This is a genomic window from Streptomyces sp. NPDC001920, from assembly GCF_053594495.1.
This window is the reverse complement of the sequence record NZ_JBSFEP010000005.1, coordinates 385,004-399,926: the sequence shown is the minus strand read 5'-3', so window position 1 is coordinate 399,926 and position 14,923 is coordinate 385,004. Positions and strand designations below refer to the sequence as shown.

Sequence of the window (14,923 nt, the reverse complement as noted above, 5' to 3'; positions counted from 1 at the left end):
CCCCCACCTCGTAGTACGCGGGTTCTGCTGCCGAAGAGTTCGGCCGGTCCACCGTAGCGTGCGCGCGGACGGTGGGTTGACCAGAGCGGGAAGGCCGTCAGCTGCCGGTTCCGGTCCGGCCCCAGTCGGGGCCCGCCTTGTCCCAGGCCTGGTCCCAACGGGCGTACCGGCGAAGGACCATGCGCCACAGCACCAGCCGTCTGCCGCCCTCCACGAGGCCGGCGGCTATCAGGGCCGCACCGAATCCGGCGAGCACGGCGTGCGTCGACGCCGTGGCGGAGTCCAGGGGACGGGGCACGGGGAGGCCCTTGCGGTCCGTCCATATCGTGAAGCGGTCGCCGGGGCGAGGGGTCTCGAGGTGCGCCATGAGCGGTGCTCGGTGCACGGTGCCGTCCGGCGCGGTCCAGCCGGCCATGACGCGGCTGCGCGCGCTGCGACCCGTGGCGGACTCCGGGTCGGTGTCCAGCCGGGGGGTGTCCAGCTCGCGGAGCACGGTCGCGGTCACCAAGTGCCGGGTGGCGCGCTGTTCGCGGACGGACTTCTGCAGGGCGTCCTGGGCCAGGCCGCCGACCAGGAAGCCCGCCCAGGGCGCGACGACCAGGATCAGTGACAGGGCCGCGAGGGCGACCCAGGCCTCGACCAGATCGGTCCTGCGCCGCAGCGGATTGCGCCGCCAGCGCCAGAGTCCGCTGATCGACCGCATCGTCCGGTCACCCCCCTTCCCGGTCCCGTGACAACCCCTGCCCGAGCCGTTCACCGACGGGCCCGTCGAAGAGAGAGCGACATCACCTGCGCCCGGGCCCCTCACGAATTTCTCACGACATCCCAACGCACCGGCCCCCGGCCCCGGTTCCCGGGCCGTGCGGCTCGGCGGAATCTTTCTCAGCCCAGGACCGTGACCGGGTCACCGACCCGGATCGTGCCGCGGGACAGGGGCACCAGGTTCTGGCCGAACACCAGCTTGCCGTCGAGGCGTCGATGCCTGCCCAGGGTGTACAGGGGTTCCATGCCGCGCTCGGCGGTGCTCTGGTCGGTCGTGGTCACCACGCATCGACCGCACTTCTTGGGGACGCGGAAGGCCACCTCGCCGATGGCGATGCGCGACCAGTCGTCCTCCGCCCAGGCGGGGCTGCCCGACACGACCACGTTGGGGCGGAAACGGTCCATCGGCAGCGGGCCCTCGTCCGCGTGGTCGCCCTGGGCGACGAGGGAGTTGAGGGCGTCGAGAGAGGCCGCCGAGGTGAGCAGCAAGGGGAAGCCGTCGGCGAAACCGACGGTCTCGCCGGGCAGCGCGTACTCGGGGTCGACGGGTCGGCGGGTGCCGGGGTCGTCCATGTGGACGAGTCGTACCCGCGTGCCGAGCCGGGCGCTGCACCAGGCATGCGCGGCCTCGTCCTCGGCGAGGACCGCCTCGACCTTGTCGCGGAAGATCTGCACGGGAACCGTGCCGAGCGGCCGGGGCACGGGCACGGTCAGTGGTTGCGCGTCCGGCGCGGACAGCCGGACGCCGCCGCCGGGCAGCAAGCCGGCGGCGACGAGCGCGAGCCAGGGGTGCCGGCGCTGCGTCACGACCTCTCCCCCGTCGTCGATCAGCGCCCAGCGCCGGTCACCGGCCAGCCCCCAGGGCTCCACCACGGCCTCCCGGGGCGCGATGCCCCGGCACGCCTTGACCGGATGGACGTGGATCGACAGCAGCTGAGCGTGCCCCATGGGGCCATCGTGCCAGGTGAGGCCGACAGCCCGGGGAACGGGTCAGTAGCCGCGGTACTGCTGGTTGTTGTACGGGTCCTGATAAGGAGCGGCGGGGCGGGGAGCCGCGGGGCGCATCGCCTCGTAACCCGTGCCGGGGGCCGCCGGCCGAGGCTGCTGCGCCTGCGGTCCCGGGTAGCCACGCGGCGCGGCCGCCTGCTGGGGGATGTATGCCGCGGGCGCCTGCTGCAGCGGAGAGGGATGGGGTGCCTGCGGGTATCCGTAGGAGGGCTGGGACGGTCCCGCGGGAAGGGCGGGCAGCGCGGACGGCAGGGCGGGCAGACCGCTGCCCGGTGTGTCGTACGCGGCGGGGACCCGGATCGGGGCGATCTGCGGGGTGCCCCGCTCGGCCACGAGCGAGTCGTAGATCGGAGTGTCCGGGAAGGAGGCGGAGTAGTAGCCGCCGCCATAGGTGGAGCGGGGGGAGGTCATGGCGCATACGTTAAGCCCACGATGTGCTGGTTGGGGAGACCGATAAGAGGGTTGTTTTATGCGTCCCTAGTGACGCGGGATCGCCAATGCGAGCGAACTTGTCAAAATGGGACGCAAACCCGGGCCTCGATCGTGTAAAGGCCGAGTTCCGGGCGGGTTACCGGCGGTTGAGCCCCCCGGTTCACGGGCCCGTCATAGGACCGGCACTGCCCGGGGAATAGGTTTGCCCAGGAGAACCCGATGAGCTGCCGGGGCGTGCCTGGCGCGGTGACCCGTGATGGGGGCGGACATGTCAATGCCGAAAGGATCGAATGCTCCGGTGCCGACCACGGCGCTGCGAGTCGAATTGGGCTGGCGCTCCGGGCCGGGCGTGCCCGACGCGGACGCCTCGGCGCTCCTGCTGGTCGGTGGAAAGGTGCGTTCCGACGGGGACTTCGTCTTCTACAACCAGCCCGAGCACGCCTCGGGCGCCGTGCGGCACGAAGGCAAGCACGACGCCGGCGGCCGGGTGACCGACAGCCTGCTGGTCGACCTCGCGCGCGTGGAGCCCGCGATCGAGACCGTCATCCTCGCCGCCTCCGCCGACGGTGGTGCGTTCGGTCAGGTGCCGGACCTCTACATCGAGGTCAAGGACGCCGCCCGGGACACCGTGGTCGCCCGGTTCGACAACCCCGGCGCCACCGTCGAAACGGCTTTCGTCCTCGGCGAGTTCTACCGCCGCCAGGGCGCGTGGAAGTTCCGCGCCGTGGGTCAGGGGTACAGCAGCGGCCTCGAAGGGCTCGCCACCGACTACGGCATCACGGTCGACGAGCCCCAGCAGCCCTCCCCGCCGGTCGCGCCCCCGGTGACCACGCCGCCACCCGTGGCACCCCCGGTGACCACGCCGCCGCCCGCCATCCCGCCGGGCCCCCCGGCCGTGCCCCAGGCGCCGCCGGTCAGTCTCAGCAAGGTGACGCTCACCAAGGCGGCCCCGTCGGTCTCCCTGACCAAACAGGGCGGCACATCCGGCGCCATGCGCGTGAACCTCAACTGGGAGGTACGCAAGCAGTTCTCGGGCTGGGCCGCCAAACTGGGCCGCCCGGTCGCCATGCACAACGACCTCGACCTCGACCTGTGCGCCCTGTTCGAGCTCACCGACGGCAGCAAGGGCGTCATCCAGTCCCTCGGCAACGCCTACGGCGCCCTGCACCACCCTCCCTACATCCACCTCGACGGGGACGACCGCACCGGTGCCGTCGTGAGCGGCGAGAACCTCACCATCAACCTCGACCACCAGCGGGCGTTCCGGCGCATCCTGATCTTCGTGACCATCTACGAAGGAGCGCGTTCCTTCGCCGACCTGCACGCCACGGTCACCCTCACACCGCAGCACGGCGCCCCGATCGACTTCTCGCTCGACGAGTGCACCGTTCCCTCGACGGTGTGCGCGCTCGCCCTGATCACCAACACCGGCAGCGACCTGGTCGTGCAGCGCGAGGCGCGCTACCTGATCCCCGAGCGGGGAGTGAGCCCACAGCGGACGGTCGACCACGCCTACGGGTGGGGCATGAACTGGACGCCCGGCCGCAAGTAGCGGGCACTCGGCCGCTCGTGATCACCCCTCGTCGGGCACGGCGTCCGGACGCGCGTAGGTACGCCCCTTCCAGGCGGCACCCCGCCCTCGGTAGTGCTGCACCGCGGAATCGACCGTCATGAGGAGATAGAGGAACGCGGTGACCGGCAGCAGCGGAGCGAGCCCCAGCGGCTGGCGGTAGTAGCGGAGCATCGGCACGTACGTCCCCGTCATCACCAGCCAGGCGAGACCACCGCCGACCGCCGTGGCCCAGTCCCCGCCGACCAGACCCGCGACCGCGGCCACGGGCGGCAGCAGGTACACCAGCGCGAGCCCGGCGACCGTACCGGCCAGCAGAACCGGGTTGTGCCGCAGCTGCGCGTACGCGCTGCGCGAGACCATCCGCCACAGGTCGCGCAGCCGCGGATAGGGGCGCACGCTGTCGACCCGCTCGGCCAGCCCCAGCCAGATGTGGCCGCCGCCGCCCTTGACGGCCCGCGCCAGCGCCACGTCGTCGATGACGGCGTGCCGGATGGCATCCGGAATCCGCGCCCGCTCGGCCGCCTCGGTGCGCAGCAGCACACAGCCGCCCGCCGCGGCCGCCGTCCGCGCGCCGTTCCTGCCGATCCGGCGGAACGGATACAGCTGCGCGAAGAAGTAGACGAACGCCGGCACGACCAGCCGCTCCCACAGGCTGTCCACCCGCAGCCTGGCCATCTGCGAGACGACGTCGAAGCCCCCGGTGCGCGCCGCCGCGACCAGCACCCGCAGGCTGTCGGGCGCGTGCGCGATGTCGGCGTCCGTCAGCAGCAGGTACTCGGGGGCACGCGCGCGTGCCAGGCCGATGCCGTGCCGTACCGCCCAGAGCTTGCCCGTCCAGCCCGCCGGCGGCTCGCCGGGGGAGTCCACGGTCAGCGGCAGTCCACCGTGCCGCCGCGCGAGTGCGCGCGCCAGCTCCCCGGTGCCGTCCGAACTGCCGTCGTCGACGAGGAACACCTCCGCGCGCCCCGGATAGTCCTGAGCGAGCAGCGACGGCAGGCTCACGGGAAGCACCGCGGCCTCGTCGCGTGCCGGCACGACGACGCAGACCGGCGGCCACACCCCCGGATCCCGCCGAGGCGGCAGCCTGGTGTCCGTACGCCAGAAGAAGCCCTGGCAGAGCAGCAGCCACACCCATGCGGCCAGTGATACGGCGGAAGTCCACGCGATCGCGCTCACCAGCGCAGTCTGCCCCACCGGGCAGGTCCGCACGGGCCCATCGTCTATCGTGGCCGGGTGAAGATCGCGCTGATGGACTCCGGAATCGGTTTGCTGGCGGCCACCGCCGCGGTACGGCGGCTGCGACCCGACGCACATCTCGTGCTCTCCTTCGACCCCGACGGCATGCCCTGGGGTCCGAGGACTCCGGAAGACCTCACTCGGCGCGCCGTGGCCGTCGCCGAAGCGGCCGCCGCGCACCGGCCGGACGCCCTGATCATCGGCTGCAACACCGCGACCGTGCATGCCCTGCCGACCGTGCGGGCCCGTCTCGAACCCGGGATCCCTGTCATCGGTACCGTGCCGGCGATCAAACCGGCCGCGGCCGGCGGCGGCCCGATCGCCATCTGGGCCACGCCCGCCACCACCGGCAGCCCCTACCAGCGCAACCTCATCAAGGACTTCGCCGACGGCGTGGACGTCACCGAGGTGCCGTGCTTCGGCCTGGCCGAGGCGGTCGAGCACGCGGACGAGACGGCGATCGAGGCCGCCGTGGCAGCCGCCGCCGCGCTGACGCCCAAGGACGTGACGACCGTCGTCCTGGGCTGTACGCACTACGAACTCGTCGCCGAGCGCATCCGCACCGCCGTCCAGCGCCCCGGGTTCCCGCCGCTCGTCCTGCACGGTTCCGCCGGAGCGGTCGCCGCCCAGGCGTTTCGCCGCATCGGAGAGCAGCCCGCTCCCGGGGCCACCGCGGACGGCACCCTGACGGTGATCCTCAGCGGTCGCGAGGGAGCTCTGCCGGAGCCCGCCCTCGCCTACGAGGAAGGCCGCCTCCTCCAGGCGATCACTTCTGCCCGGTGACCGGCGGCTCCCGCAACGGAAGCCCTCGGTCCGCCCCGCCACGGTCGGCTCAGTCACCCTCCGCAGCGCGGTACCAGCACAGCGAAACCTGAGTAACCTCATAGGCATGAGGGACCACCCCCACGGTAGGAAACCGCACCCCGATGTCTGGACCGGGCGGGCCACCAACCGGGTCCAGTGGCTGATGGCGCTCGTCGGCGCCGCCTGCATGGCGCTCGGCATCGAGCTCGCCATCGACTCGCCGTGGACGGACGGCGTCGCACCGCTCGTCATGGCCGTCGTCGGCTGCATCGCGGCCGGTCTGCTGGTCCTCTTCGGCACCCTGGCGTTCGTGCACGTCGCGCTGAGAGTCGACCAGGAGTGCCTCGAAGTGCGCTGCGGCCACATCGGTGTGCCGCGTCGCCGTATTCCGCTGTCCGAGGTCGCCGGCGCCGACTTCGTCGCGCACGTCACCCCGCGTCACTGGGGTGGCTGGGGCTACCGGTGGCGGCCCGAGAAGGGCACGGCGGTCGTCGTACGGCGTGGTGAGGGCTTGGTGCTCCGGCTGTGGGACGGCCACACGTTCACCGTCACCGTGGACGACGCGGAGGCGGCCGTAAGGGTGATCAGGGACCGGATCCCGACGCGGGCGCCCGGCCCGGCGCATTGACCTCCAGGGGTTCCTGCCTTAGGCCGTCGGCCATGCCGGTGTGAGGGCGAGCCTGCCGATCACGCCGGTTCGGGCCAGGGCACCGCGGACCGTCACGGAAGGCGCGTCCGGTCCTGCGTCCGGTCCTGCGTCCGGTCCGCGCGCCGCCCGCCGGCGTCACGGCCCGAGCCGGTCATCAAGCGTGTGCACGTCCCTCTCGCTCCCAGGGCCTGTCGTTCGGAGCATGCCGGCGTCGCGGGCCCTGCTCGGGTCGGCCGAACGGAACCGTTTGTCTCAGTCCACCTGGTCCGAGCGACAGGTCTTGGACGGCTCGCCGAGGATGGGGCGCGCCGTGGCCAGGCCCGCCAGGAGGCCCGCGCCCACCGACACCGCCGTGAAACTGAGCGCGTTGCCGACCGCGGCGATCGCCGCCAGGGCGGTGAGAGCCGCGCCCGCCGTGAGCGCGACGGGGGCGGGGCGCGCGGTGCGCCACAACGCGAACAGCATCCAGCAGAACGCCGCTGCCAGCATGAGCACGCCGACACCTCCTTGTTCCGCCGCCTGCTGCAGGGGCGCCGAGTGCGGCTTGCCGTCGGAGAGCAGTGTCCCGGACGCCGTCCGACTGAGCTCCCCGAAACGTCCGGGACCCACGCCCAGGGCGAGATCCTCGCGGGCGAGACGCAGTGCGTCCTGCCAGAGCTGGATCCGGTGCGGTGTCAGCTGGTTCTCCAGCCAGGAGGCGAACCCGCCCGGCACCGCGCTCGCGGCGACCGCCCAGGTCAGGGCCGTGATCGCGGTCGCCGTCAGGACCAGTCCCGCGATCCCCGCGCCGCGTCGGCGGATGTGTCCGGCGGCGATCGAGCACAGGACGACAGCCGTACAGGTGACGAAGCCGACGGTCGAGCCGAGGGCGGCCGCCGTCAGGGCGATCGCAACGGCCAGCGCGCGCAGCCCCAGCCGCAGGACCGGTACCGAGGCCGCCCAGGCCGCGCAGCACGCGGCTCCGGCGGAGAGGGTCAGTACGGCGGCCGTCGCCCCGGCGTGGCCCAGCGGGGCGACGATCTGGGGCCCGGGGGACAGATGCGGAACGGCCAGCGTCAGTGCCGGTCCGGCCAGTGCTCCGGCGCAGGGTGCGGCCACCGGCAGCAGGGCTCCGCTGATCCGGCCGGCGGCGTAACCGGCGGCCACGGCGAGGATGGCGAGCAGAACACCCTCGGGTCGGCCGCCGTGTACGGCAGCCGAGATCAGCGACCACACGGCGCAAGCTCCCAGGACCACCACGCCCGCGGCATCAGAAACGTTTCGTCTGTCGCCGTCCTCATCCGGACCTGCCGCAGACGTCGTCTTCGTGAGACCCACCCCGCCCCCCGAACCCGGTCCCCCGACCTGTGACGGGCCCCAGCGCCTCCGCCCGGATCTGACCGGCGGTACGGCTGAGGCTCCGGCATACCGTAACCGCTGATGGGCGGTTTGTGGACGTCTCGTGCAGGAACGATGCGTCAGGTGGCTGCCGGGGGATCGCCGCGGACCCGAAACGGGCGCTGCACGCTGAAACGGGCGCCGCACGCTGAAGGGACGCAGACGGGAACCGCGCGCGAAGGCATCGGAACCGAGGCCGTGCGCTCGGCCGGGGCATTCCGCTACCACGACCGCATACGCCCGCCGGGGAGCCCCGCTGCCGCCCGACCGCGCTGTCCGCGCCGAGGTCAACCGCCGTACACTCCCGGAGTGACCGTCACCGCAACTTCCGTGGACGAGTCGGACCAGGTGCAGCCGCAGATCGCCCCCGCCTCGCGGGCGGCCCGGCTCGCACGTCTGGTTCCGGCCCTCGCCGCGGCGCTCTCCGGAGTGCTGCTCTACGTCAGCTTCCCGCCGCGCACCCTGTGGTGGCTGGCCCTGCCGGCCTTCGCCGTCTTCGGATGGGTGCTGCGCGGCCGCAGCTGGAAGGCGGGACTCGGCCTCGGCTACCTCTTCGGCCTCGGCTTCCTGCTGCCGCTGCTGGTGTGGACGGGAGTGGAGGTCGGCCCCGGTCCCTGGCTCGCGCTGGTCGCGATCGAGGCGCTCTTCGTCGCACTCGTCGGCGCGGGAACCGCCGCGGTCTCGAAACTGCCGGGCTGGCCGGCGTGGGCGGCGGCACTGTGGATCGCCGGCGAGGCGGCACGCGCGCGTGCGCCGTTCAACGGCTTCCCCTGGGGCAAGATCGCCTTCGGCCAGGCGGACGGGATCTTCCTGCCCCTCGCCGCGGTGGGCGGCACACCGGTCCTCAGCTTCGCGGTCGTCCTGTGCGGCTTCGGTTCGTACGAGGCGGTGCGCCTGGTCCTGGAGCGGCGCCGCACCCGGGCCGTCCAGCGGTCCGCCGCGGCGGTGGCACTGCTGAGCGTGGCCGTACCGGTGGTGAGCGCGGTGGCCGCGCGGCCACTGGTCAGCGACAAGGCGGAGGACGGCACGGCGACGGTCGCGGTCATCCAGGGCAACGTGCCGCGCGCGGGCCTGGACTTCAACGCCCAGCGCCGAGCCGTGCTGGACCACCACGCACGGGAGACCGAGCGCCTTGCCGCCGAGGTCAAGGCGGGCACGGTCGAAAAGCCCGACTTCGTGCTGTGGCCCGAGAACTCCTCGGACATCGACCCCTTCGCCAACGCCGACGCCCGAGCGGTCATCGACACGGCCGCCAAGGCCATCGGTGTGCCCATCTCGGTCGGCGGCGTCGTCGAGCGGGACGGCAAGCTGCTCAACGAACAGATCCTCTGGGACCCGGCCAAGGGGCCCGTCGACACCTACGACAAGCGGCAGATCCAGCCCTTCGGCGAGTACCTGCCGCTGCGCTCGCTCGTCGGGGCGATCAACGAGAACTGGACCTCGATGGTCCGCCAGGACTTCAGCCGGGGCAGCGAGCCGGGCGTGTTCACCATGGACGGCGCCAAGGTCGGCCTGGTCACCTGCTACGAGGCGGCCTTCGACTGGACCGTGCGCTCCGAGGTCAGGGACGGCGCGCAGATGATCTCCGTACCGAGCAACAACGCCACCTTCGACCGCAGCGAGATGACCTACCAGCAACTCGCCATGTCACGCGTCCGTGCCGTCGAGCACAGCCGGACCGTCACCGTTCCGGTGACCAGCGGGGTCAGCGCGATCATCATGCCGGACGGGACCATCACCCAGAAGACCGGCATGTTCGTGGCCGACTCACTGGTCCAGAAGGTGCCGCTGCGCTCCACCGAGACGCCCGCGACCCGACTCGGCATCCTGCCGGAGATCGCCCTGGTGCTCGTCGCGGCGGGTGGTCTCGGCTGGGCGATCGGGGCCGGCGTGCGCACACGGCGCGTCGCCGACCCCGCCTGACCGGCGCGGGAGCCCACCGGAATCGCCCGCGCAGTCCGGCCCTACGGACGCCCCGCCCCCCGGAACTCGCAGGGGGCGGGGCGTTCGCCCGTTAGGGTCGACGCCATGGCTACTCCTGACTTCATCCGCACGATTCGGGCCGCCGCCGGTCACCAACTTCTGTGGCTTCCGGGCGTGAGCGCCGTCGTCTTCGACGACGAGGGGCGGGTCCTGCTGGGGCAGCGCGCGGACAACCACAAGTGGACGGTGATCAACGGCATCCCGGACCCGGGTGAGCAGCCCGCGGCCTGTGCCGTGCGGGAGGTGTACGAGGAGACGGGCGTGCAGTGCGTCGTCGAGCGCGTGGTCCTCGTGCGGTCCGGCGAAGAGGTCACCTACCCCAACGGCGACATGTGCCAGTTCATGGACATCACCTTCCGCTGCCGGGCCGTCGGCGGCGAGGCGCGCGTGAACGACGACGAATCGCTGCAGGTCGGCTGGTTCGACGTGGACGCGCTGCCGGTGATGGGCGAACGTCAGCTGTTCCGGATCAAGCAGGCACTGTCCGATGAACCCACATGGTTCGAGCCCATGAGTTCTGGCTGAAGTATGGGTTTCGACCATATGTGGCCCAGCGATGGCGGTGCCTAGGGTCGAGCCATGACCCCGCCCAGCATCCTCCCGGCTCCCGGCGCGTCCTCGCCCTCCCCGTCCTTCACGCTCGACCTCGGCGGCCGCAGCGCCCTCGTCACCGGTGCCGCCGGAGGCATCGGCCGTTCCTGTGTGCTGCGGCTCGCCGCCGCCGGGGCCAAGGTGAGAGCGGTCGACCGGGACGCCGAGGGTCTGGAGGCGCTGGCCGGGACGGCACGGACGCTCGCGGGTACGGTCGAGCCGCACGTCCTCGACCTCACCGACCTGGACGCCGCCGAGCTCGCCGCCGCCGGCACGGACATTCTCGTCAACAACGCCGGGCTCCAACTGGTGCGCCCCATCGAGGACTTCCCACCCAACGTCTTCCACACGGTGCTCACCGTGATGGTGGAGGCTCCCTTCCGGCTCATCCGTGGAGCCTTGCCCCATATGTACGGGCAGGGCTGGGGGCGGATCATCAATGTGTCCTCGGTCCATGGGCTGCGCGCCTCGGCCTTCAAGTCCGCCTATGTGGCCGCCAAACATGGTTTGGAGGGGCTGTCCAAGACCGCCGCCCTGGAGGGCGCAGCCCATGGCGTCACCTCGAACTGTGTGAATCCCGCCTATGTGCGCACCCCACTGGTCGAGAAACAGCTCACCGACCAGGCGCGGGCGCACGGCATCCCCGAGGAACGGGTGCTGACCGAGGTGTTGCTGCAGGACAGCGCGGTCAAGCGGCTCATCGAACCGGAGGAGGTCGCCGAAGCCGTGGCCTACCTGTGCAGCCCCCACGCGTCCTTCGTGACCGGCACGTCCCTCGTCCTCGACGGTGGCTGGACCGCGCACTGACACGCCTGATCATCGAGCATCCTGTCGACTTCCGAGTTGTCCACAGGGCTGACGAGGCGGCGGGGAGATGAGCAATCCTGTGAGCATGCCCCGCGATCACGTCCACCCCGCCGAGCGTTCCGCCACCGCTGCCGGAGCACCCCTGAGCAGCGCCGAGACACCGTTCCTCGAACTGCTGGCCCGGGGCGCCTCGGCCGACGCCTACGAGCAGCCGGTGCTGCTCGCGCGGGCCGAGGGCAGGCCCACCGAGCGGATCGTCGCCCTCGAACAGGCCAAGCTGCTCGCGCTGCGCGTGCGCTCCGAGCTGGAGGGGCGCCGCAGACGGGAGGCCGAGCTGTCGGCCCTCTTCGAGACGGCCCACGACCTCGCGGGACTTCGGGACCTGGACTCCGTACTACAGGCGATCGTGCAGCGCGCCCGCTCACTGCTCGGCACGGATGTCGCCTACCTCAGCCTGAACGACCCGGAGAGGGGCGACACCTACATGCGGGTGACCGAGGGGTCGGTCGCCGCCCGGTTCCAGCAGTTGCGGCTCGGCATGGGCGAAGGCCTCGGCGGCCTCGTCGCGCAGACGGCACGCCCCTATGTGACCGACGACTACTTCAAGGACGACCGCTTCCAGCACACCCTCGCCATCGACTCCGGTGTGCGCGACGAGGGGCTGGTCGCCATTCTCGGTGTGCCGCTGATGCTGGGTCACCATGTGATCGGTGTCCTCTTCGCCGCGGACCGCCGGGCCCGGGTCTTCGAGCGGGAGCAGATCGCGCTGCTCGGCTCCTTCGCCGCGCTCGCCGCGGCCGCCATCGACACCGCGAACCTGCTCACCGAGACCCGCTCGGCCCTCGCCGACCTGGAGCGGGCCAACGAGATCATCCGCGACCGCAGCGGAGTCATCGAACGGGCCTCGGACGTGCACGACCGGCTCGCCGAACTCGTCCTGCGCGGCGGGGGAGTGCACGACGTGGCCGCCGCGGTCTCCGAAGTCCTCGACGGCACCGTGGAGTTCGCCGACGCCACCGCCGCACCCGCCCGGGCACTGGAGGCATCCCGCGCCGAGGGCCACGCCGTACGGCACGGCGCCGACTGGATCGCAGCGGTGTCCGCGGGCGGCGAACTGCTCGGCGCGCTCGTGCTGCGCGGGCACCCCGGCCTCGACCCCGTCGACCAGCGCACGCTGGAGCGGGCAGCCATGGTCACCTCCCTGCTGCTCCTGGCCCGTCGCTCCGCGGCCGAGGCCGAACAGCGCGTCCGGGGCGAACTGCTGGACGACCTGCTGGACGCCCGCGACCGCGACCCGCGTCTGCTGCGCGAGCGCGCCGCGCGGCTGCACGCCGACCTCGACGCCACCCATGTCGTGCTCGCCGCCCGCCTGGGAGCCGCCGCGGCCGACGCCGACCAGGAAGCGGACACGCGTAGGCGCCTGTGGTCCGCCGCGTCCCATCTGGCCGCGACGCGACACGGCCTGGCCGCCGCCCGCGACGGCGGCACGGTACTGCTCCTCCCTCTCGAACCGGGCGACACGGCCTCCGCCCTGGCCCGCCGTACCGCCCGGCACCTCGGCACGGCCGTCCACGAGGCGGTCACCGTCGGCTCCTCCGCGCCCGTCGGGGACCTGGCCACCGACCCGGACACCGTGGCCGCCGCCTATGAGGAGAGCCGGCGCTGCCTCGACGCCCTGCGGCTGCTGGGTCGCTGTGGGGACGGCGCGGCCGCCGAGGACTTCGGGTTCCTCGGCCTGCTGCTGGCGGGGGACAGGGACATCACGGGCTTCGTCGGCCGTACGATCGGGCCGGTCGTCGCGTACGACGAACGGCGCGGCACCGACCTGCTGCGCACCCTCGACGCCTACTTCGCCTGCGGCATGAGCCCGGCCCGCACCAAGGACGAACTGCACGTCCATGTGAACACGGTCGCGCAGCGCCTGGAGCGCGTCGGCCGCCTCCTCGGCGACGACTGGCAGAGCCCGGCCCGTGCCCTGGAGATCCAACTGGCACTCCGTCTGCACCGGTTGTCGGGCTCGGCACGGCACTGACCCCCGCACGCCGGGCGTACGGGGGTCGGATGCGCACAGCCACCGGACGGACCGCAGGTCAGACCCGGTGCGCGTCCGCCGCTCGGGTCGGCGTGGGCTCCGCGTCCACCGAGGGCTCGATGTCGGCCAGGTCGCGGTGACGCGTCTCCTTGGCCACGCCCACCGCTATGACCGTCAGGAGCGCCGCGGCGATGACGTACAGGGCGATCGGGGTGGAGCTGCCGTAGTCCTGGAGCAGCGCGGTGGCGATGAGCGGCGCGGGAGCACCCGCCGCGACCGACGCGAACTGGGCGCCGATCGAGGCGCCGGAGTAGCGCATCCGGGTCGCGAACATCTCGGAGAAGAAGGCGGCTTGGGGCGCGTACATGGCGCCGTGCAGGACCAGGCCGACCGTGACGGCGAGGATCAGGTTGCCGAAGCCGCCGGTGTCGACGAGCCAGAAGAACGGGAACATCCACCCTCCGACGCCCACGGCGCCGAGCAGGTACACGGGACGGCGGCCGATACGGTCGGACAACGCACCCCAGACCGGAATCACCGCGAAGTGCACGGCGGAGGCGATCAGTACGGCGTTGAGGGCGGTCTGCTTGGAGACACCGGCGGAGTTGGTGGCGTAGACCAGGATGAACGCGGTGATGACGTAGTAGCTGATGTTCTCCGCCATACGCGCACCCATGGCCACCAGGACGTCACGCCAGTGGTGCCGCAGCACGGAGACCAGCGGCATCCGCTCGGCGTCGGCCGTGTGCGCCGCTTTACGGGCCTCGGCCTGTGCCAGTGCCTGCCGGAAGACGGGCGACTCGTCGACAGAAAGACGAATCCACAAACCGACGATCACCAGGACGCCGGAGAGCAGGAACGGGATCCGCCACCCCCACGTCCCGAAGGCGCTCTCCGAGAGCAGGGCCGTCAGCAGGGACAGCACGCCGGTCGCCAGGAGTTGTCCGGCCGGTGCGCCGGTCTGCGGCCACGAGGCCCAGAAACCGCGCCGCCGCGCGTCACCGTGCTCGGACACCAGGAGCACGGCCCCGCCCCACTCACCGCCGAGCGCGAAGCCCTGCACCAGGCGCAGCACCGTCAGCAGCACCGGCGCGGCGGACCCGATGGTCGCGTGCGTCGGAAGCAGCCCGATCGCGAAGGTCGCCCCGCCCATCAGCAACAGGCTCAGCACCAGCAGCTTCTTGCGGCCGAGCCGGTCACCGTAATGTCCGAAGACGAGTGCGCCCAAGGGCCGGGCGGCGAACCCGACGGCGTACGTCAGGAACGACAGAAGCGTACCGACGAGCGGATCGGAGTCCGGGAAGAACAGCTTGTTGAAGACGAGGGCGGCGGCGGAACCGTAGAGGAAGAAGTCGTACCACTCGATGGTGGTGCCGATGAGGCTGGCGGCGACGATGCGCCTGAGGTTGCCCGGCGGTGGGGGAGCGGTGGTTGCGGAGGCCATGTGCGCCACTTCCTCGTGTGCGGTGGGGACGGGTATGTGTTCGCACACCGTAGGAAGGTGCAGGTCAGGGGCACATGTGGTGGGGCAACATAGTTCAGGGCGCGGCTGTGCGTCAGACCACCATGACGGCTCGTGGACGGGCGGCTGAGAGGGTCCGAGCAGCCGAGGTTGGCTCGCCGCTTGCTGCCCCAGCCGGTGGGTTGACGGTGGTTGCCGCGGGGCGGG

13 protein-coding genes are annotated in these 14,923 nt (G+C 72.0%); 7 read left to right on the top strand and 6 right to left on the bottom strand.

Annotation, left to right across the window (positions count from 1 at the left end):
• Positions 1 to 97: 97 nt before the first annotated feature.
• From ACWCPI_RS11380 to ACWCPI_RS11370, 3 genes are all read right to left on the bottom strand, one after another.
• Positions 98 to 703: an Rv1733c family protein gene (locus tag ACWCPI_RS11380; protein WP_451037893.1), complete on the bottom strand. Its 606-nt coding sequence runs from the start codon at positions 701 to 703 to the stop codon at positions 98 to 100.
• A gap of 179 nt (positions 704 to 882) precedes the next feature.
• Positions 883 to 1,710 (bottom strand): MOSC domain-containing protein, encoded by an 828-nt coding sequence (locus ACWCPI_RS11375; protein ID WP_451037892.1) that lies wholly within the window; start codon positions 1,708 to 1,710, stop codon positions 883 to 885.
• Between the two features lie 42 nt (positions 1,711 to 1,752).
• A complete protein-coding gene (locus tag ACWCPI_RS11370; RefSeq protein ID WP_451037891.1) occupies positions 1,753 to 2,181 on the bottom strand; it encodes a DUF6643 family protein in 429 nt (142 codons plus the stop codon).
• 295 nt (positions 2,182 to 2,476) lie between these two features.
• Here ACWCPI_RS11370 and ACWCPI_RS11365 point away from each other — a divergent pair, with 295 nt between their 5' ends.
• On the top strand, positions 2,477 to 3,754 hold the full coding sequence (locus tag ACWCPI_RS11365; protein WP_451037939.1) for a TerD family protein: 1,278 nt from the start codon (positions 2,477 to 2,479) through the stop codon (positions 3,752 to 3,754).
• Positions 3,755 to 3,775: 21 nt separating this feature from the next.
• Here the strand turns inward: ACWCPI_RS11365 and ACWCPI_RS11360 are convergent, their stop codons facing one another.
• Complete coding sequence (locus tag ACWCPI_RS11360; RefSeq protein WP_451037890.1) at positions 3,776 to 4,969, bottom strand: glycosyltransferase; 1,194 nt, start codon at positions 4,967 to 4,969, stop codon at positions 3,776 to 3,778.
• A 39-nt stretch (positions 4,970 to 5,008) separates the two neighbouring features.
• Here ACWCPI_RS11360 and ACWCPI_RS11355 point away from each other — a divergent pair, with 39 nt between their 5' ends.
• Both ACWCPI_RS11355 and ACWCPI_RS11350 read left to right on the top strand, forming a co-directional pair.
• On the top strand, positions 5,009 to 5,794 hold the full coding sequence (locus ACWCPI_RS11355) for a glutamate racemase (protein WP_451037889.1): 786 nt from the start codon (positions 5,009 to 5,011) through the stop codon (positions 5,792 to 5,794).
• A 106-nt stretch (positions 5,795 to 5,900) separates the two neighbouring features.
• On the top strand, positions 5,901 to 6,443 hold the full coding sequence (locus ACWCPI_RS11350; protein WP_451037888.1) for a hypothetical protein: 543 nt from the start codon (positions 5,901 to 5,903) through the stop codon (positions 6,441 to 6,443).
• 273 nt (positions 6,444 to 6,716) lie between these two features.
• On the opposite strand, the gene ACWCPI_RS11345 is transcribed toward ACWCPI_RS11350, so the two are convergent.
• A complete protein-coding gene (locus ACWCPI_RS11345) occupies positions 6,717 to 7,700 on the bottom strand; it encodes an O-antigen ligase family protein (protein ID WP_451037938.1) in 984 nt (327 codons plus the stop codon).
• Between the two features lie 450 nt (positions 7,701 to 8,150).
• Between ACWCPI_RS11345 and lnt the strand changes: the two genes are divergently transcribed.
• The 4 genes from lnt to ACWCPI_RS11325 all read left to right on the top strand — a co-directional run bounded on the left by lnt (position 8,151) and on the right by ACWCPI_RS11325 (position 13,254).
• Complete coding sequence (gene lnt / locus ACWCPI_RS11340; RefSeq protein WP_451037887.1) at positions 8,151 to 9,764, top strand: apolipoprotein N-acyltransferase; 1,614 nt, start codon at positions 8,151 to 8,153, stop codon at positions 9,762 to 9,764.
• Positions 9,765 to 9,869: 105 nt separating this feature from the next.
• On the top strand, positions 9,870 to 10,349 hold the full coding sequence (locus ACWCPI_RS11335) for an NUDIX hydrolase (RefSeq protein WP_451037886.1): 480 nt from the start codon (positions 9,870 to 9,872) through the stop codon (positions 10,347 to 10,349).
• A 54-nt stretch (positions 10,350 to 10,403) separates the two neighbouring features.
• Positions 10,404 to 11,222, top strand: a complete 819-nt coding sequence (locus ACWCPI_RS11330) for a 3-hydroxybutyrate dehydrogenase (protein WP_451037885.1) — start codon at positions 10,404 to 10,406, stop codon at positions 11,220 to 11,222.
• An 85-nt stretch (positions 11,223 to 11,307) separates the two neighbouring features.
• Positions 11,308 to 13,254 carry a helix-turn-helix domain-containing protein gene (locus tag ACWCPI_RS11325; RefSeq protein WP_451037884.1) on the top strand — a complete coding sequence of 649 codons (1,947 nt, stop codon included), beginning with the start codon at positions 11,308 to 11,310 and terminating at the stop codon, positions 13,252 to 13,254.
• 58 nt (positions 13,255 to 13,312) lie between these two features.
• On the opposite strand, the gene ACWCPI_RS11320 is transcribed toward ACWCPI_RS11325, so the two are convergent.
• Positions 13,313 to 14,698, bottom strand: coding sequence for an MFS transporter (locus tag ACWCPI_RS11320; RefSeq protein WP_451037883.1), 1,386 nt, complete (start codon positions 14,696 to 14,698; stop codon positions 13,313 to 13,315).
• Positions 14,699 to 14,923: the final 225 nt, after the last annotated feature.

What these genes read in the sequence shown, in the direction of transcription:
- ACWCPI_RS11380 (WP_451037893.1), bottom strand. Translation starts at nt 703, where the DNA reads ATGCGGTCGATCAGCGGACTCTGGCGCTGGCGGCGCAATCCGCTGCGG.
- ACWCPI_RS11375 (WP_451037892.1), bottom strand. Translation starts at nt 1,710, where the DNA reads ATGGGGCACGCTCAGCTGCTGTCGATCCACGTCCATCCGGTCAAGGCG.
- ACWCPI_RS11370 (WP_451037891.1), bottom strand. Translation starts at nt 2,181, where the DNA reads ATGACCTCCCCCCGCTCCACCTATGGCGGCGGCTACTACTCCGCCTCC.
- ACWCPI_RS11365 (WP_451037939.1), top strand. Translation starts at nt 2,477, where the DNA reads ATGCCGAAAGGATCGAATGCTCCGGTGCCGACCACGGCGCTGCGAGTC.
- ACWCPI_RS11350 (WP_451037888.1), top strand. Translation starts at nt 5,901, where the DNA reads ATGAGGGACCACCCCCACGGTAGGAAACCGCACCCCGATGTCTGGACC.
- ACWCPI_RS11335 (WP_451037886.1), top strand. Translation starts at nt 9,870, where the DNA reads ATGGCTACTCCTGACTTCATCCGCACGATTCGGGCCGCCGCCGGTCAC.
- ACWCPI_RS11330 (WP_451037885.1), top strand. Translation starts at nt 10,404, where the DNA reads ATGACCCCGCCCAGCATCCTCCCGGCTCCCGGCGCGTCCTCGCCCTCC.
- ACWCPI_RS11325 (WP_451037884.1), top strand. Translation starts at nt 11,308, where the DNA reads ATGCCCCGCGATCACGTCCACCCCGCCGAGCGTTCCGCCACCGCTGCC.
- ACWCPI_RS11320 (WP_451037883.1), bottom strand. Translation starts at nt 14,698, where the DNA reads ATGGCCTCCGCAACCACCGCTCCCCCACCGCCGGGCAACCTCAGGCGC.